This window comes from Janthinobacterium sp. P210006 (genome assembly GCF_036231885.1).
Taxonomy (GTDB): Bacteria; Pseudomonadota; Gammaproteobacteria; order Burkholderiales; family Burkholderiaceae_D; genus Janthinobacterium; species Janthinobacterium violaceinigrum.
The window spans coordinates 157,043-173,549 of sequence record NZ_JAZARD010000007.1 but is presented as its reverse complement, the minus strand read 5'-3'; the positions used below and the strand labels follow the sequence as shown (position 1 = coordinate 173,549).

The window sequence follows — 16,507 nt, the reverse complement described above, 5'->3', positions numbered from 1 at the left end:
CGCTTTACAAAATATTGGTCATCATGAATCAGGCAGAACAGCAGCGCCTCCTGGCTATCCTGGAGTATTGGCACAAGATCGAATTCTTTATCCCGTTTGACCTGAATCAAATCACGGACGTTGAAGACCAGTCCACCGTGCGTCTCCTCCACCGCGAACAGCTGGCGCAATTGCCGCCACAGTTCGCCACGCAATGGCAAGTCCCGTCCGACCGCGAGATCGACGGCTTTAGCCTGTTCCTCGGCGTGTTCGACAAGGCTGAAATCAACAAGGCCTGTCCCGCCCCCATCGGCCCGGAAAACATTGCCGAAACAGAAAAAACAGAATTGCTGGGACGCTCGTGCTTTGCCCGCCTGTCCCTCAATGCGCTGGGCGAGCCGCAGTTCGATCCCGTATCCGTGTCGACCTTGCCGTGGGCGCTGGGCCGCGCCCGCACGCCGGACTGGTCGGGCCTGAGCCTGGACGCCTTCAGCGACAGCCAGCTGGCGCTGCAAGACAGCCTGCGCAACTTCGCGGCAAGGCGCGCGGCGCAGCAGATAACAGACGAAGCCGGCAATGTCTCATCTCCCCTGTCCGGCATGGAGATCGCGGCGCTGGCCGACCTGCTGCGCGACTGGGCCGGCTTCCATCCGTCGGCAGGCCAGCCGCTGGCCGTGCTGGAATTGCGTACGCGCAAGAAACGCGCGGCCGTGACGGATGCCGACCTGGCGGAAACGAGCCAGAACCGCACCCTGGACTTTGGCGACGCGGTGGAACCACGCATCGATATCCTCAACAGTTTTTACCTCGACGACCTGGAACAGATCATCCGCGCCTTGCGCGGCGGCAAGCTGCCCGCGACGGTCGCCGCCTATCTGACGCCGCTGGCGCAGGATGAGCGCATCGACCTGTACAGCCCGGCCGGACGCCAGGCGCTGGCCGCCATGCTCAATCCCGCCAACATGAACCGTGGACACTGGCTGGAAGACGCCAGCTACGCCATGAGCCTGATGCAGCAGTTCGCCATCCACGGCGCGCGCACGGGCTTGCACGAACGGGGCATTTTTTCCGTCAACGGCCCGCCGGGCACGGGCAAGACGACGTTATTGCGTGAATTGTTCGCCGACAACATCGTGCGCCGCGCCGCCGTGCTGTCCTGCCTGGACCGCGCTGCCGACGCCTTCATCGGCAAGGTGGCCGTGGCTTTCGAAGGCGTGCGCGACCCCATCACCATCGCCCGCTTGCGCCCGGAACTGACGGGATTTGAAATGGTCGTCGCCTCGTCGAACAATGCGGCGGTGGAAAATATTTCTGGCGATTTACCTAAACCCAAGCAGCTGGGCAAGGAATGGGCGCGCACGCGCTATTTCGAAAGCGTGGCGCGCCGGGTCGTGGCCGATGGCAATGGCGCCAACCGCGCCCTGGCCGAACAGGAAGCGCCATGGGGCTTGATGTCCTGCGCGTTGGGCAACAACGCGAACCGCCGCCGCTTCGTCAGCAATTTCTATGACGACGACTGGGACAAAAACACGCCGCGCAAGACGCCGAATGCGCAGAATATCCGCCAATGGCTGGCCAGCTACCAGGGCGTCAGCTTTGCCCAGGCGGCCCGCGAGTTTCGCGAAACGGAACACGTGGTGGAAAAGGCCCTGGCCGAGCATGCCCAGTACGCTGCCCTGTGGCAAGCCGTGGGCACGTGCACGGAAGCCGATTTCATCGAGGCCAGCCAGCACGCGCTGATTGCCGCAGAACAAGAAATGGATGCGGCCAACGGCGCCCTGGCCGGCGCGCTGGCGCAGCAGAACACCCTGCTTGCCAGCAAGAAGGAATTGCTGGAAGAAGAACGCCTGGTGGCGCTGACGCAACCCGGCTTCTTTGCCCGATTGTTCCGCACGGCCCCGGCGCGCGCCTACAAGGACGCCGTCGTGGCCAATGCCGAAGCGCAACGCCAGGCTGCGCGCGACGTCTCCGCCATCAAGCTGCTGCTGAAGGGAGAACTGGAACCGCGCTGCGAGCGCGCCCGCAACAGCCTGCACATCGCCCTGCGCACGGCGCAGTCGCGCCAGCGCGAATGGGATGACAGCACGGAACTGCTGCGCCGCGCGCGCATGCGCTTTCCCACCATCATCGCGCCGGCCACCTTGGACGAGCTGGACGGCGACGCCCTGCAAATTGGCGGCCTGTGGCATGAACCGGCGCTGGCCCGCCTGCGCTCGCGCCTGTTCGCCAAGGCCCTGGCCCTGCATGAAGCCTGGCTGGCCGAAGTGGCAAAAAAAGGCGGACCTGGATTTGGCGGCAACTTGCTGGCCGTCTCCAAATTGCTGAAAAACAAGCGCGCCTACGACCAGTCGCACATCGCCATGGTGTGGCACAGCCTGTTCATGGTGGTGCCCGTCGTGTCGACCACGTTCGCCTCGTTCGCGCGCCAGTTCCAGGGCATGGGCCCCGAATCGCTGGGCTGGCTGTTCATCGATGAAGCGGGCCAGGCACCACCGCAAACGGCGCTGGGCAGCCTGTGGCGCGCCAAGCGCGCCGTCGTCGTGGGCGACCCGCTGCAGATCGAACCCGTGTTCACGGTACCGGGCCGCCTCGTGCAGACCTTGTCCGCCCTGTCGCCGCACACGCGTGATGGCAGTTACGCGCCAACGGCCGTTTCCGTGCAGACCCTGGCCGACAAGGCCAACCGCTATGGCGCCGTCGTCGGCGCCGGCAGCGAAAAACCCTTGTGGATAGGCAGCCCCCTGCGCGTGCACCGCCGCTGCGTGGAACCGATGTTTTCGCTGGCCAACAGCATCGCCTACGAAGACAAGATGGTCTACGGGCTGGCCGAGCGCACGCCGCCGGCCGGCGCGCGTGGGCTCACGCGGGGCCCCAGCCGCTGGATCGATGCCGCCGGCCCCGTCAGCTACAAGCAGGTGGTGCCCGTGCAGCTCGATTTCGTGCTGGAAGTGCTGCTGAAACTGTACCGCCGCGACGGCAAGCTGCCGGACATGTACGTGATCACGCCCTTCAAGGCCGTGCGCAACGAATTGCGCTCGCGCATCATCGACATGGACTGGGACCGCCGCCTCGGCTATGGCAAGGCGCCGACGGCGCGCGAATTGCGCCAGTGGAGCAGCCAAATGGTGGGCACCGTGCACACCTTCCAGGGCAAGGAGCAAAGCGTGGTGATGCTGGTCCTCGGCGCCGACGACAGCACGGCCGGCGCCGCACAATGGGCAGCCGCCACGCCGAACCTGCTCAACGTGGCCCTGACGCGCGCCCAGCATCATGTGTACGTCGTCGGCAACCCGCTGCTGTGGGGACAGCTGCCGCACTTTACCTCCGCGTGCGCGCAATTGCCGCATACGGGCATGCATGAGTTTCTCGTGGAGATGGGCTGACGACCACGTGACCATGCGTTGCTGCGTAGGTCGGATGAGTGCGGCAACGCCGTGCGTAACCCGACATCTGCGCTGCCGCCAACACTGCGTCGGAATACGGCCTTGGCCTCGGCGGCCCCGCCTAATCCGACCTACGCGCCGCGCTGCTGGAGCGGAAACATCAAGGTAAACGTCGTGGCGGCCGCGTCGGACGCCACCGTCGCGCTGCCGCCATGCAATTGCATGATGGCCGTGACGATGGCCAGGCCCAGGCCCGTGGAAGCGGCCGAATCGCTGCGGGCGGGGTCGGCGCGGTAGAAACGGTCGAACAGGTGCGGCAAGTGGCGCGCGGGAATGGCGGGACCGAGGTTGCTTACGCTCAATTCCACGCCCTCGTTCGTCGTGTGCGAACGCAGCAGGATGGTGCTGCCTGGCGCCGCGTGGCGGATCGCATTCGACAGCAAATTGCCCAGCGCGCGGCGCAGCAGTTGCGGTTCGGCCGTGACTTCGCCGCTGCCGTGGCAGGCCAGCGCCAGCCCCCGCTCTTCAGTCAAGCCTTCAAAGAAATCGGCCAGGCGCACAAACTCGTCCTGCACGGGCAAGACTTGCTTGACGAGCACCATTTCATCTTGCTGCGCGCGCGCCAGGAACAGCATGCTGTCGATCATGCGCGACAGCCGTTCCAGCTCTTCCACATTCGACGACACCAGCTGTTCATACTCGTGCGCGCTGCGGGGACGGGCCAGCATGACCTGGCTTTGTCCCAGCAGATTGGTAACGGGCGTGCGGAATTCATGCGCGAGGTCGGCGGAAAACTGCGACAACCGTGCATACCCTTCCTGCAGCCGCGCCAGCATGGCATTGAGCGCCTGAATCAGAGGCAGGAGTTCCGTGGGCGCGCCACGGGCCTCCAGCTGCTGGCCCAGCTTGCCCGGCCGCACCAGGGCCGCATGGGCGGCGATATTGCGCAGCGGCCCCAGTCCCCGCAACAGCATCACGCTGGCCAGCAGCGCCGCCACCAGCGCGCTGACGGCCACCGACACGACGATCTGCCAGCGGTAGGCGGCAAACATGGCCGTGCGGTCGCCGTAGACCCGGGCGACGGAAATGTCGGCCATCTGCGCAGGATCGCCGATGCGCGCGCTGGCCGCCACGACCCGGGCGGGATAGCCGTCGCGGCTGGTCCAGCTGACGATGTCGCCGGCCGTGACGGGTGCATCGACGGCCACGGGGACAGGATGCGCCACTGCCTCGCCGTGCGGATTGACATCGATCAAACGCGTGCCATCGGCGCGCACGATGCGGACCAGGGAATTTTCTTGCCCGCTCATGGTGTCGCGGAAATACTGGGGCCGTTCGCGGATGATGTCCAGGGTACCCGCATTGCCCAGCAATTGCTGGATTTGCCGCAGTTTTCCCAGCAATAAAATGTCGTCGCGGCGCTCGATTTCCGCTACAAATGAACGGTACAGATGCATGCCCAGCCCGGCCGACACGAGCGCCACGATCAGCACGAACACGAGCGTGACGCGCAGGGTCAGCGAGCGGCGGAGTTGCGCCAGCTTCATGCGGCCGCGCCGCTGTCGGGAGCATGGGGCGCGCGCAATTCGCAGACATAGCCCATGCCCCGCAAGGTGTGGATCAGCTTGGGTTCGAACGGATCGTCGAGCTTGCTGCGCAGGCGGCGGATGGCCGCGTCGATGACGTTCGTATCGCTCTCGAAATTGATGTCCCACACTTGCGAGGCGATGATGGAGCGCGACAGCACTTCGCCCTGGCGCCGCGCCAATAAATGCAGCAAGCCGAATTCCTTGGCCGTCAGGGTGATGCGCTGGCCTTGCCGGCTGACCTTGCGTTTCATCACATCGATTTCCATGTCGCCGATGCGGATCACGTCGTCTTCGCGGGGCGGTCCCCGGCGCAGCAGGGTGCGGATGCGCGCCACCAGTTCGGCAAACGCAAACGGTTTCACCAGGTAATCGTCGGCGCCCAGTTCCAGCCCTTTGACGCGGTCCTGTACCTCGTCGCGCGCCGTGAGGAAGATGACGGGCACGTCCGCGCCGCCCTCCTGCAGGCGCAGCGCGCGCAGCACTTGCCAGCCATCCATGATGGGCAGCATGACGTCGAGCACGATCAAATCGGGTGCCTGCGTGCCGGCCATGTGCAGGCCGTCGCGGCCATTGCGCGCCAGGCTGACCGTAAAGCCGGACTCGGCCAGGCCGCGCAGCAGATAGTCGCCCGTCTTCGGTTCGTCTTCAATGACCAGGATGCGCATGGCGGCTTTCTAATGGGAATATGAGCCCATTTTACGCCGCACGCACGCCGCCGCGGATGATAAAAATGTCATGCGGCGATCATCTTCCCGTAGGGCAAGCCTGGCCATACTGGCGTCACCTGATTCTCTGGACGCCACATGAAAACCCTGTTATTCGGCAGTACCCTGCTGTGCCTGCTGGCCAGTCCCGCCCACGCGCAATTGCGCAGTATCAATGACCTGTCGCTGGCGGCGGCCAACAAGCTGGCCAACGCGGCCATGGCCGCGTGCCAGGCGCAGGGTCGGCACATCGTCGTCACCATACTGGACCATGGCGGCAATGTCGTCGCCGTGCAGCGCGCCGATGGCGTCGGGCCGCACAACACGGAAGCCAGCCGGCGCAAGGCCTACACGGCCTTGTCCACCAAGAGCGACACGTACACGCTGGCCGTGGCAGCCCGCACCCATCCGGACATGGCCAACCTGAGCACCGTGCCGGAACTGTTGCTGCTGGGCGGCGGCTTGCCATTGATGGCGCTGGGGCACGTGGTCGGCGCCATCGGCGTCGCCGGTGGCGGTGGCGCCCTGCAAGACCGTGCCTGCGCCCGGGCGGCGCTGGCCGCCCTCCCCGAACTCGATTCCCCCACCCTTTGAAGGATACAACGATGACCTGTCTGAAAAAAATCACCGCCGCCCTGGCTTTCGCCAGCCTGTCCAGCACGGCCCTGGCCGCCGCCAATCCCTTGAGCGTGCACATCCTCGACTTGCAAAGCGGCCAGCCGACGCCGGGCGTGACGGTGACCCTGGAGCAAAAGAAGGGAGATGACTGGAAGCCATTGAGCAGCGCCGTGACGAATGCGCAGGGGCGCATCGCAGCCATGTATCCGGCCGATACGCCCATGCAGGCGGGCGACTACCGCATCGTGTTTAAAACAGGCGAACACTATGCACGGCTGAAACAGGAAACCTTCTTCCCGGAAATCCCCGTGCAATTTCACGTGGAAAAGACCGAGCAGCACTATCACATTCCCCTGCTGCTCAGTCCTTTCGGTTTCTCCACATATCGGGGTAACTGAGGGGAAACTGAAACCTAAGCGAGCGTCTTCGCCGTCTGGCCGAACAGCACGCTTTTCGCCTCCTCGCTGACGGTGGGCTGCACATTGATTTCGGCCGCCCGCGCATACGCGCGCACGGTCGCGGGACGGGCGGCAATGGCCGCGAACCAGCGCGCCAGGTGCGGGAAATCTTCCAGCTTCTGGCGCTGGCGCGCATGCGGCACGATCCACGGGTAGATCGCCATGTCGGCGATGGAATAGCTGTCGCCGGCCACGAATGCACGGTCCGCCAGGCGCTTGTTCAGCACGCCGTATAGCCGGTTCGTTTCATTCACGTAGCGCGTGATCGCATACTCGATGGGCTCGGGTGCATATTGCACGAAATGGTGGTTTTGCCCAGCCATGGGCCCCAGTCCCCCCATTTGCCAGAACAGCCATTGCATCACCTCGGCGCGGCCGCGCACATCGGCCGGCAGGAATTGCCCGCTTTTCTCGGCCAGGTATTGCAGAATGGCGCCCGACTCGAACAGGGACAGGGGCGCGCCGCCATCTTCCGGCGCCTGGTCGACGATGGCGGGGATGCGGTTGTTCGGCGCGATGGCGAGAAATTCGGGCTTGAACTGCTCGCCCTTGCCGATATGCACGGGAATGAGCGTGTACGGGATGCCCGCTTCTTCCAGGAACATCGTCACTTTGTGCCCGTTGGGCGTGGTCCAGTAATAGAGGTCGATCATCGTGGTCTTTCCAGGTAGATAAGTAAAGCGGGCGGACTCTGCAAAACTATTGTCGCGCCGCAACTGGTGTGCATGGATATAATGCCACGTAAGCGAAAAACAAGACGGCGCCCAAGCGAGGCAAGCGCCCACTCGCAGCCTCACGCAGGCATCCCGACATTCCAGAGCACAAACAAAGAAAGCCGACCATGCGCAAACTCCTGATCGTCATGCTGTCCGTCCTGCTGTCAGGCTGTGTCCAGGACTTCGCCATCTACCTGTTCGACGGCCAGGACCACTCGCTGACCGTGCGCCGCCAGCAACGTTATTTTTGGCAAGATACCGTGGAAGTGCAGCTGATGGCCACCAATCTGCCGCAATGCCAGCGCCTGCATACGCTGTCGACGGATGCGCCAGCCGACATCAAGGTCGAGCTGTTTGCGGCCGGCGAGGGTGTGTGGAATATCCGCATGGGCAAGCAACTGTGGCAGGCGGAAACGAATACCTGCAATGAGCTGACGGAAATGGAAAACGACCCGAAAGCCGACCTGGGCCAGCCGGTCGGGCAATTCGTGGTCGTCGATGACAAGCTGGAATTCGAGCCGGCGCCGCCAGCAGCGGCGCCCGCCCAATAAGTCCTGAGCGAAGCCCCTAGCGCGCCGCCAGGCTGCGCAGCGGCTTTCTTGCCACGGCGCGTGGCGCGGCAGCCGACGTGGCCGCCAGGCGCGGCGCCGTTCCCGACTCCTGCGCCGACAGCTTGAAGCGCGCCACCAGCTGCGCCAGCACGGCCGCCTGGTCCTGCATGCTGGACGCTGCCGCTGCCGCCTCTTCCACCAGTGCCGCATTTTGCTGCGTCACGCTATCCATTTCCGTGATGGCCTGGTTCACATGGCCGATGCCCGTGCTTTGCTCGTGCGAGGCAGCCGTGATGTCGGCCATGATGTCGGTCACGCGCGAGACGGAAGCGACCACCTGATCCATGGTCGTGCCCGCCTGTGCGACGAGGGTGCTGCCGGCCGCGATGCTGTCGACGGAAGCGCCGATCAGTTCCTTGATTTCCTTCGCCGCGCCAGCGGACCGTTGGGCCAGATTGCGCACTTCCGACGCCACGACGGCAAAGCCGCGTCCCTGCTCGCCGGCGCGCGCCGCTTCCACGGCCGCGTTCAAGGCCAGGATATTCGTCTGGAACGCGATGCCATCGATGACGCCGATGATGTCGACGATCTTGCGCGACGAAGCGTTGATGGTGTCCATGGTGCCGATCACTTGCGCCACCACGGCGCCGCCTTGGCGCGCCACGGCGGAAGCGGACTGCGCCAGCTCATTTGCCTGCACGGCGTTGCCCGCGTTTTGCGTCACGGTCGAGGTCAATTCCTCCATCGAGGCGGCCGTTTCTTCCAGCGAACTGGCCTGCATTTCCGTACGCGCCGACAAGTCCATATTGCCGCTGGCAATCTCGCTCGATGCCGTGGCGATCGTCTCGGCGCTGTGGCGGATTTCGCTGATCGCGTCGACCAGGTTGGCCTGCATGGTTTTCATCGCGTACAGCACGCTGTGGCGGTCGTTGGCATGCGTGCGCACGGCGCCGCTCAAATCGTTGTTGGCGATCTTTTCAGCCACGTCGGCCGCATACTCGGGGTCGCCGCCCAGCGCATGGCGCAGGCTGCGGTTGATGGCCACGACGACGGCGGCCAGCAAGGCGCACACCAGCAGCAGCACGCCCAGCGAAGTGATCAGCGACTGGCGGAAGGCCGCGTCGATATCGTCCATGTACACGCCCACGACGAGGGTCCAGGCCCACGGCTTGTAGGCCACCACGCGGCTCATCTTCGGTTCCGGATTCTTCTGGCCCGGACGGGGGAAATAATAGTGGACGAAGCCCTTGCCCGCATCGCTCTTGCCGACGGTAACGATGTCGCGGTACAGATAGGTGCCGTTGGCATCTTTAAAATCCGACATGTTCTTGCCGTTGGTTTGCGGTGCGGCGGGATTCATCACGACGACGGCATCGAGGTTGATGATGGACAAATAACCGGTCTCGCCAAAACGCATGCTCTTGATGACGGCCGTGGCCTGCTTTTGCGCCTCTTCCTTCGTCAGGGCGCCGCTGGCGGCCAGGTCGCCGAACATCTTGACGGCGCCCAGGCCCAGGTCGGCGGCATTACTCAGGTCGGCGCTGCGCTCTTCGATGCGGATCTTGCGGATTTCCAGGGCGTTATAGACAAAAATAACGGTGATGCACAACAGGCTGCAAATCAGGGGAATCCATAACTTCTGCTGGAACGTCAATTTCTTCATGCTGTGTCTCCAACTATCTATTGTGCGGCGATGGGACGGGCCCGCTTCCAGCTCTGCAGGCCAGGAATGCGGCGGCGACGGTGCTCTGGCGGCACCGTTCAGACTGCTCCAGCATACGCTCGAACGACCAATATTTACAATGCCGGGAAGCAATGAATTTTTCCCGGTGTTGTTAATGCGTTGCGACAATTGATGAGAATTGATATTGCATTGCAATAAAAATGGGCCAGCGGCCGCCGCTCTTTTACGCTACAGTCATTGCCATTCCCCACCGCGCAAGGAGTGCCATGTCGACCACCATGAGCTGGCAAAGCTTTGCCATCCTGTCGGCCGTGTTCGAGCCGTTCACCCTGAAAGCGTCGGCCTGATCGTGCTCGGCTCGCTGATTTTGCTCCTGTGAGGCATTCCCCGGCACGCGGCGGCGCGCCTGTGTCAGAATGCACGCCGCATAGATCGACACACGAAAGAACAGCATGACCAAGAATGAAGCCATGAAACGCATCAACGACCGCCTGGGCAAACCCACGCTGACGGACAAGAACACGCACTTTGCCAGCGTCGCCAGCTATGGCACGGACGAAGGCTGGTGGCTGAAGATTCCCTTCCTGACCTTCAAGCAGGAATTGCACTTCATCCTCAACAATGAAAAGACCAAGAGCTTCCAGCACCTGAAGGTCGGCGCCAACCAGATCCTCAGCCCCGGCATGAAGTTCCGCAGCACGGGCGGCGCAGCCGACGCCTTCATGTCGGCCTCGGCACCGAAACGCCTGGTCGACCTGCTCGACGGCGGCAGCAAGTACAACTTCACCAAGCATTTCGTCAACGACTATCGCTACTAAAACACCTGACCAAACCTACTGCACGGCGCGCTTTGCGGCCTGCGATGCTCACCGTACTAGAAGTACGGTTGCGCTTCTTAGCCACAGCTACGGTTTTGTCAGGTGCTCTTGAGTTTGTCAACCCTCCCTTGGCGGCAGCCACGCCTTGAGCAAATGCTGGGCGATGTCGAGCGCGTCGTCGCGGCTGGTGCCGAAATGCAGGGGATAGCCCCAGAACTTGCCGAATAAAACGGCAAAGGCCTTGCCGGCCAGGCGCTTGGCGGCGCTCGGTTCGACCAGCACCATGCCCTGGATATAGGCGCGGATGGCAGCCTTGTTCTGCTTCATCCACAGTGAAGCCCGCTTGCGCTCCTCCTGCGGGTGCTCATGCCCGTCTTCGTCAAAGCCTTCCTCGCTGAGGATGACAAACGCCTGCCGGCGCGCCAGCAGCGCGTCGAATTGCGCGAACAAGGCATCGGCCTGGAGGCTGGACGCGCTGTCGCGGCGCATCCAGACGAGGGGAAATGTGGAAAAATCGAGTTGCATGGGATGACTCCTTCAAGGGGTTGCCGTTCCTCCTCACCTTCATCAGAACACTGGCGGCGGCGGTTGCCGTTGAAGCGGGGCTGCGGATGTGCACACGATACCGTTGGCGGCGTTACGCGTCATTGCATAAAATAGCCACAATATTATTCAATCCAGCCAACCCCTCATGCCCCATCCATTGTTGCCCAGCATGCTGACGGCCCACCTGGGCCTGGACGCCGCCGCCTCCATCTTCGATTTCGACGTCGATGGCGTGCTGCGCCCGCTGCTGGCCGTGGGCCTGGCCAGCGTACGCGAAGACGCGGAGCAGGCGCCGCACCAGCACCGCAAGGGACAGCTGCTGTATGCCACGCGGGGCGTGATTCATTGCGAGGTAGAAAGCGGCGTATGGATCGTGCCGCCCCAGTGCGCCGTGTGGATACCGGGCGGCCTGATGCATGCGGCGCAGGGCGTGGGCGAAGCCGAATGCTATTGCCTGTTTGTCGAGCCAGCCATGGCGCCGGCCCTGCCGGCCGTCTGCTGCACCGTGGCCGTCTCGCCCCTGCTGCGCGAACTGATCGCCAAGGCGGCCAGTTTTCCCACCCTGTATGCGCTGCACGGCGCACAGGAACGCCTGGTGGCGACCCTGCTCGATGAGCTGGCGGCCGCGCCCGTGGAAGACTTGCATTTACCGATACCGCGCGATGCGCGCCTGCGCCGCCTCGCTTCCCTGCTGCTGGCGCAGCCGGCCGATAAAAGCACCCTGGCCGAATGGGCCGGCCGCATCGGCATGAGCGAGCGCAGCATGACCCGGCAATCCCTGGAGGAAATGGGCATGAGCGTGGGCCGCTGGCGCCGGCAATTGCACGTCATCCTGGCCTTGCAACGGCTGGCGCAAGGCCACAGCGTGAAAGCGGTGGCGCTGGAACTCGGCTACGAAAACACCAGTGGCTTTGTCACCATGTTCCGCAAGGCCGTGGGCAAGCCACCGGCCCGTTACCTGGCGGAACGGGAATCGGGCAAGCCATAAAAAAAGGCGGCATCAGCCGCCTTCGTCCTGCATCGTCGCCGAAAATCAGCTTTCACGCGCCAGGGCCAGGAATTCCGTGCGCAGCGCCAGATTCGGCTGCATCTCACCCAGCATGGCCGAGGTGATGGTTTCTTCGCCCGGCGTACGGATGCCGCGGCTTTCCATGCACAGGTGGCGGCAGCGCACGACCACGCCCACCGACTTCGGTTCCAGCACTTCCATCAGCGCATTGGCGATCTGCATCGTCATGCGTTCCTGCACTTGCAGGCGCTTGGAGAAGCAATCGACCAGGCGCGTCAGCTTCGACAGGCCGACGATCTTGCCATTGGGCACGTAGCCGATGGTGGCCTTGCCGAAGAACGGCGCCAGATGGTGTTCGCAATGGCTGTAGACGGGGATGCCGCGCACCACGATCAGTTCGTTGTACTGCTCCGCGCCGTCTTCGAAGGCTTTCAGCAAATCGACCGGATCCTGGCCATAGCCCGACGTCCAGTGCTTCCAGGCCTTGGCCACGCGCGCCGGCGTTTCCAGCAAGCCAGGACGCTGCGGGTCTTCGCCAAAGCTGCTGATCAGCCGGCGCCAGTCGTTTTCGGAGAATTCTTCTTGAGACATGCTAAAACACCCTAAAATTTGCAATTGCCGCCAGTATATAGAAAATGTGGCAGGCTGCCTGAGCAGCCGCTGCTTTCCTACTGCGCCGGCGGGCGGTGCGCCTGCACCAGCAGCGCGGAAATCGACACGCTGGACGTCGCTTCCGGCCACGCATCGCCGGGGCCGAACCAGCGCGCCTCGGCGATCTCGTTCTCGTCCAGGCGGATGTCGCCATCGAGATAATCGGCCGTAAACGCGATCATCAGCGAATGGGGAAACGGCCAGGACTGGCTCATGAAGTACTGCAGGTTATGCACGCGCAAGCCCACCTCTTCCATCACTTCGCGGTGCACGGCTTCCTCGATCGATTCGCCCGCTTCCAGGAAACCGGCCAGCGGACTGAAGCGCTGCGACGGCGAGTGCTTGTGCATGGCCAGCAGCACCTGGTCGCCCTTGCGTATCAACACCATCATGGCGGGCGAAATGCGCGGATACGCGAGCATGCCGCAAGCGGCGCACGTGAAGCAGCGCTCGCCGCGCGTGCGCTGCATCGGCGTGGCGCACACGCCGCAATGGCGGTGCGTGCGCGCCCATTCGGCCAGCTGCACGGCACGGCTGGCCAAGCCCAGGAAACCGTCGTCGACGGCATTGAACAAACTGCGCATGCCATGCCAGGCCAGGCCGCCATCGGCGGGCAACGCTTCCTCATCGGACCAGACGGTCTGGCAATACCGGCCCTGCCACAGGCCCACGGGCTGGGCGCGGCTCAAGTCGATGCCGAGCGCCGCCACCTCGGCGGCTGTGGGCAAGAGCAACTGGGGCGTATGCAACAGCAGCCGCCCCCGGTGAAACACAAACGTGAGCGTCTGGTCAAAGGCCGGGGCCGGTTCGGGCGCATCGATCAGGGGAACAAAGGCATCGGGAGTGTGGAGCATGCTGGCAGTCAATTGTAAAGGTTGCTCATCATACTCCCGCTGCCAGACGCTTGCGCGCGTAGCAGCGGCCCGCCGGCAAAGCAAGCATTCATGCGGTATCACAGTGTTTTTTTTCCGATACCTGTAATCCGTTGTGTAAACGAGACTGATAACGATTCTCATTTACGAATTAGCGCCCAATTATTACAATGTCCCACACCCCGTCTCCACCGCCAGCCACTTGTCCGCGTGCCATTGCACCGCGCGCAGCGCCAGCCAGGAACCACTACCCTGACCTTATCGAGAGAGCAAGATGGCAATCAAGAGCCGCAAACACGCCCCCAACCGTTTCAACCAGCACATCGGCGCCGCCCTGGCCGTGATGCTGCTGCCCGTCGCCGCCCAGGCGGCCGATCCGGCCGGCCAAAGCGCCCCCGCATCGCAGCAAACCCTGAACGAAATCAAGGTCGTGGGCTCCAAGGAAAATGATTTCAAGGCCGAAAAAGCGTCGTCGCCGAAATACACGGAAGAGCTGGTCAATACGCCGCAAACCATCGTCGTGATCAAGAAGGAATTGATCGAACAACAAGGCGCGCTGACCCTGACGGACGCGCTGCGCAACACGCCAGGCGTCGGTACTTTTTTCCTCGGTGAAAACGGCAACACGAACACGGGCGACGCCGTCTACATGCGCGGCTTCGACTCGTCGGGCAGCATCTATGTCGACGGCGTGCGCGACGTGGGCTCCATCTCGCGCGACGTCTTCAACATCGAACAGATCGACGTGCTGAAGGGCCCGGCGGGCACGGACAGCGGCCGCGGTTCGCCCACGGGCTCGATCAACCTGGTCAGCAAGACGGCCACCATGGAAAACAAATTCAATTCCCTGCTGACGGCGGGCAGCGGCAAGCAGAAACGCGCCACGGCCGACTGGAACCGCATCCTCGACACCGACTCGGGCACGGCCTTGCGCCTGAACCTGATGACGCAAGACAGCGGCAACCCGGCACGCGATGAAGTCAAGAACAAGCGCTGGGCCTTCGCACCCACCGTCACCTTCGGCATCGGTAAACCAACGCGCATCACGGCCAGCTATCTGCACGTGGACCAGGACAACGTGCCCGACGGCGGCGTGCCCACCATCGGCTTGCCCGGCTACTCGACGCCGGACACCATCACGAAGACCAACCCGGTCATCCGCACCTTCCTGAACGGCGCGGCCAAGGTCGACCCGAAGAATTTCTACGGCTCCACTGCGGACTACGACAAGATCAAGGCCGACATGGGCACCTTGCGCATCGACCATGATTTCTCGCCCAACGTGCAGCTGCAAAACACCACGCGCTACGGCAAGACCAAGCAGGACTACCTGCTGACGGCCTTCATGGGCAGCACCGCCAACCTGAAGACGCCGGTCGCCACCGATCCGTCGACCTGGACCCTGGCGCGCTCGCTGCGCACCGTCAAGGAACAGGAAAACACGATCCTGACCAACCAGACCGTGGTCAGCGCGCAATTCGACACGGGCGTGCTCAAGCACTCGCTGGTGGCCGGCGCCGAGTTCACCAGCGAAAAGCAGACCAACTACAGCTATGTGCCCGCCAGCCTGGGGACCTTGCCGGACGCCAATCTGTACCACCCGAACCCGCGCGACCCCGTCACCGGCCACAACCCCGTGCGCAGCGGCGCCTACACCGAAGGCGAAGTCAACACGCAAAGCCTGTATGTATTCGACACCGTCAAATTCGGCGACAAGTGGATCTTCAATGGCGGCGTGCGTTTCGACCACTTCAACACCACGTATGACGCCGTCGCCCTGCAAGCGGCCGTCACGCCGCCAGCCGTACAGCCATTGCCAGTGGGCACGCCAATTCCCACCCACCTGACCCTGAGCGACACCTTGGCCAACGGCAAGATCTCGGCCATGTACAAGCCGACGCCGGACAGCAGCGTGTATGCCTTGCTGGCCACGTCGAAAGCGCCGCCCGGCGTCAACTTCGCCCTGAGCAGCGGCGCCAGCAGCGCGCAAAACCCGAGCTATGACCCACAGGAAACCCTCACCAAGGAAATCGGCACCAAGTGGGATTTCCTGAAGCAAAAACTGTCGCTGTCGGCCGCCGTCTACCAGACCACCGTCAAGAATGAAGTGGAACAGGATCCCGTCATCCCCACCATTTACTATCAGACCGGCAAGAAGCGCGTGGAAGGCCTGGAACTGGGCGTGGTGGGCGAGATCATGCCGAACTGGCTGGTCAGCGCCGGCTACACGCGCATGAATACCAAGGTCGAGTCGGGCAAGGTGGTCACGGCCAGCGGCATCAATAACCTCAGCTACACGCCGAAACAGGCGTTCACCAGCTGGACTTCGTACACGCTGCCGTTTGGCCTGAAGATCGGCGGCGGCGCGCGTTACGTGGGTGAAATGCTGCGCGGCACCGACGGCGCCGTCGGCACGCCGGCCCGCGTGGATGCCTACTGGGTCTTCGACGCCATGGCAACGTATCCCGTCAACAAGAACCTCGACTTGCAGCTGAACGCCTACAACCTGGCCGACAAGACCTATGTGGCGGCCATCAACAAGTCCGGCTTCCGCTACACCCCGGGCCAGCCCCGTTCGTTCAGCCTGACGGCAAATATCAAGTTCTGACGTCAAGAAAACAGGTATTGCGCGATATCAAGCCCCTCTTCGGAGGGGCTTTTTTATTGTCCTGATAATCTTGCCTTTTTGGCGCACCGCGCCCCTGCCGTGACTAGCGTATGAAAAGTCATACAGCGATGGCCCGCCGCGTCCAATATTTCGCGCAAGCAGGCCTGGTTGCGACTTCTTAACAACAAAAAAAGCTTCCTTAAATCAACAACTTAAGAAGTTACGTACCGAATTTCCATTTCAGGCATATCCTTTGCTATATACAGGTTTTGCTGCAAATAATCGCCAGCACGCAAGGGCTTGTTTTTGAGAAATATTGAC

15 protein-coding genes are annotated in these 16,507 nt (G+C 63.0%); 8 read left to right on the top strand and 7 right to left on the bottom strand.

What is annotated here, in order from left to right:
- Positions 1 to 23: 23 nt before the first annotated feature.
- Positions 24 to 3,362 carry a DEAD/DEAH box helicase gene (locus VPH41_RS27410; RefSeq protein ID WP_328572147.1) on the top strand — a complete coding sequence of 1,113 codons (3,339 nt, stop codon included), beginning with the start codon at positions 24 to 26 and terminating at the stop codon, positions 3,360 to 3,362.
- 131 nt (positions 3,363 to 3,493) lie between these two features.
- Here VPH41_RS27410 and VPH41_RS27405 read toward each other — a convergent pair whose 3' ends face one another.
- Together VPH41_RS27405 and VPH41_RS27400 are read right to left on the bottom strand one after the other, a co-directional pair.
- A complete protein-coding gene (locus VPH41_RS27405) occupies positions 3,494 to 4,909 on the bottom strand; it encodes a heavy metal sensor histidine kinase (protein WP_328572146.1) in 1,416 nt (471 codons plus the stop codon).
- Positions 4,906 to 5,616: a heavy metal response regulator transcription factor gene (locus tag VPH41_RS27400; protein WP_328572145.1), complete on the bottom strand. Its 711-nt coding sequence runs from the start codon at positions 5,614 to 5,616 to the stop codon at positions 4,906 to 4,908. Before VPH41_RS27400 ends, VPH41_RS27405 begins: the two co-directional genes overlap by 4 nt.
- A 138-nt stretch (positions 5,617 to 5,754) precedes the next feature.
- Here VPH41_RS27400 and VPH41_RS27395 point away from each other — a divergent pair, with 138 nt between their 5' ends.
- Positions 5,755 to 6,249: a GlcG/HbpS family heme-binding protein gene (locus VPH41_RS27395; protein WP_328572144.1), complete on the top strand. Its 495-nt coding sequence runs from the start codon at positions 5,755 to 5,757 to the stop codon at positions 6,247 to 6,249.
- Between the two features lie 11 nt (positions 6,250 to 6,260).
- On the top strand, positions 6,261 to 6,671 hold the full coding sequence (gene uraH, locus VPH41_RS27390) for a hydroxyisourate hydrolase (RefSeq protein ID WP_328572143.1): 411 nt from the start codon (positions 6,261 to 6,263) through the stop codon (positions 6,669 to 6,671).
- Between the two features lie 14 nt (positions 6,672 to 6,685).
- Here uraH and VPH41_RS27385 read toward each other — a convergent pair whose 3' ends face one another.
- A complete protein-coding gene (locus tag VPH41_RS27385) occupies positions 6,686 to 7,384 on the bottom strand; it encodes a glutathione binding-like protein (RefSeq protein ID WP_328572142.1) in 699 nt (232 codons plus the stop codon).
- A gap of 188 nt (positions 7,385 to 7,572) precedes the next feature.
- Between VPH41_RS27385 and VPH41_RS27380 the strand changes: the two genes are divergently transcribed.
- Positions 7,573 to 7,998 (top strand): hypothetical protein, encoded by a 426-nt coding sequence (locus VPH41_RS27380; RefSeq protein ID WP_152282286.1) that lies wholly within the window; start codon positions 7,573 to 7,575, stop codon positions 7,996 to 7,998.
- Positions 7,999 to 8,014: 16 nt separating this feature from the next.
- Here VPH41_RS27380 and VPH41_RS27375 read toward each other — a convergent pair whose 3' ends face one another.
- A complete protein-coding gene (locus VPH41_RS27375; RefSeq protein ID WP_328572141.1) occupies positions 8,015 to 9,661 on the bottom strand; it encodes a methyl-accepting chemotaxis protein in 1,647 nt (548 codons plus the stop codon).
- Between the two features lie 221 nt (positions 9,662 to 9,882).
- Between VPH41_RS27375 and VPH41_RS27370 the strand changes: the two genes are divergently transcribed.
- Both VPH41_RS27370 and VPH41_RS27365 read left to right on the top strand, forming a co-directional pair.
- Positions 9,883 to 10,029, top strand: a complete 147-nt coding sequence (locus tag VPH41_RS27370) for a hypothetical protein (RefSeq protein WP_328572140.1) — start codon at positions 9,883 to 9,885, stop codon at positions 10,027 to 10,029.
- A 105-nt stretch (positions 10,030 to 10,134) separates the two neighbouring features.
- Entirely contained in the window at positions 10,135 to 10,500 is a 366-nt protein-coding gene (locus VPH41_RS27365; protein WP_328572139.1) for a hypothetical protein, read from the top strand.
- Positions 10,501 to 10,617: 117 nt separating this feature from the next.
- Here the strand turns inward: VPH41_RS27365 and VPH41_RS27360 are convergent, their stop codons facing one another.
- On the bottom strand, positions 10,618 to 11,025 hold the full coding sequence (locus VPH41_RS27360) for a hypothetical protein (RefSeq protein ID WP_328572138.1): 408 nt from the start codon (positions 11,023 to 11,025) through the stop codon (positions 10,618 to 10,620).
- A gap of 190 nt (positions 11,026 to 11,215) precedes the next feature.
- On the opposite strand from VPH41_RS27360, the gene VPH41_RS27355 reads away from it, so the two are divergent.
- Complete coding sequence (locus tag VPH41_RS27355; protein ID WP_442906330.1) at positions 11,216 to 12,034, top strand: AraC family transcriptional regulator; 819 nt, start codon at positions 11,216 to 11,218, stop codon at positions 12,032 to 12,034.
- Positions 12,035 to 12,079: 45 nt separating this feature from the next.
- Here VPH41_RS27355 and folE read toward each other — a convergent pair whose 3' ends face one another.
- Both folE and nudC read right to left on the bottom strand, forming a co-directional pair.
- Positions 12,080 to 12,646: a GTP cyclohydrolase I FolE gene (folE, locus tag VPH41_RS27350; RefSeq protein ID WP_034754386.1), complete on the bottom strand. Its 567-nt coding sequence runs from the start codon at positions 12,644 to 12,646 to the stop codon at positions 12,080 to 12,082.
- Positions 12,647 to 12,723: 77 nt separating this feature from the next.
- Positions 12,724 to 13,560: an NAD(+) diphosphatase gene (gene nudC, locus VPH41_RS27345; RefSeq protein ID WP_328572136.1), complete on the bottom strand. Its 837-nt coding sequence runs from the start codon at positions 13,558 to 13,560 to the stop codon at positions 12,724 to 12,726.
- Between the two features lie 292 nt (positions 13,561 to 13,852).
- Between nudC and VPH41_RS27340 the strand changes: the two genes are divergently transcribed.
- Positions 13,853 to 16,186: a catecholate siderophore receptor Fiu gene (locus VPH41_RS27340; protein ID WP_328572135.1), complete on the top strand. Its 2,334-nt coding sequence runs from the start codon at positions 13,853 to 13,855 to the stop codon at positions 16,184 to 16,186.
- Positions 16,187 to 16,507 lie beyond the last annotated feature (321 nt).

What these genes read in the sequence shown, in the direction of transcription:
- VPH41_RS27410 (WP_328572147.1), top strand. Translation starts at nt 24, where the DNA reads ATGAATCAGGCAGAACAGCAGCGCCTCCTGGCTATCCTGGAGTATTGG.
- VPH41_RS27405 (WP_328572146.1), bottom strand. Translation starts at nt 4,909, where the DNA reads ATGAAGCTGGCGCAACTCCGCCGCTCGCTGACCCTGCGCGTCACGCTC.
- VPH41_RS27400 (WP_328572145.1), bottom strand. Translation starts at nt 5,616, where the DNA reads ATGCGCATCCTGGTCATTGAAGACGAACCGAAGACGGGCGACTATCTG.
- VPH41_RS27395 (WP_328572144.1), top strand. Translation starts at nt 5,755, where the DNA reads ATGAAAACCCTGTTATTCGGCAGTACCCTGCTGTGCCTGCTGGCCAGT.
- uraH (WP_328572143.1), top strand. Translation starts at nt 6,261, where the DNA reads ATGACCTGTCTGAAAAAAATCACCGCCGCCCTGGCTTTCGCCAGCCTG.
- VPH41_RS27385 (WP_328572142.1), bottom strand. Translation starts at nt 7,384, where the DNA reads ATGATCGACCTCTATTACTGGACCACGCCCAACGGGCACAAAGTGACG.
- VPH41_RS27380 (WP_152282286.1), top strand. Translation starts at nt 7,573, where the DNA reads ATGCGCAAACTCCTGATCGTCATGCTGTCCGTCCTGCTGTCAGGCTGT.
- VPH41_RS27375 (WP_328572141.1), bottom strand. Translation starts at nt 9,661, where the DNA reads ATGAAGAAATTGACGTTCCAGCAGAAGTTATGGATTCCCCTGATTTGC.
- VPH41_RS27370 (WP_328572140.1), top strand. Translation starts at nt 9,883, where the DNA reads ATGGGCCAGCGGCCGCCGCTCTTTTACGCTACAGTCATTGCCATTCCC.
- VPH41_RS27365 (WP_328572139.1), top strand. Translation starts at nt 10,135, where the DNA reads ATGACCAAGAATGAAGCCATGAAACGCATCAACGACCGCCTGGGCAAA.
- VPH41_RS27360 (WP_328572138.1), bottom strand. Translation starts at nt 11,025, where the DNA reads ATGCAACTCGATTTTTCCACATTTCCCCTCGTCTGGATGCGCCGCGAC.
- VPH41_RS27355 (WP_442906330.1), top strand. Translation starts at nt 11,216, where the DNA reads ATGCTGACGGCCCACCTGGGCCTGGACGCCGCCGCCTCCATCTTCGAT.
- folE (WP_034754386.1), bottom strand. Translation starts at nt 12,646, where the DNA reads ATGTCTCAAGAAGAATTCTCCGAAAACGACTGGCGCCGGCTGATCAGC.
- nudC (WP_328572136.1), bottom strand. Translation starts at nt 13,560, where the DNA reads ATGCTCCACACTCCCGATGCCTTTGTTCCCCTGATCGATGCGCCCGAA.
- VPH41_RS27340 (WP_328572135.1), top strand. Translation starts at nt 13,853, where the DNA reads ATGGCAATCAAGAGCCGCAAACACGCCCCCAACCGTTTCAACCAGCAC.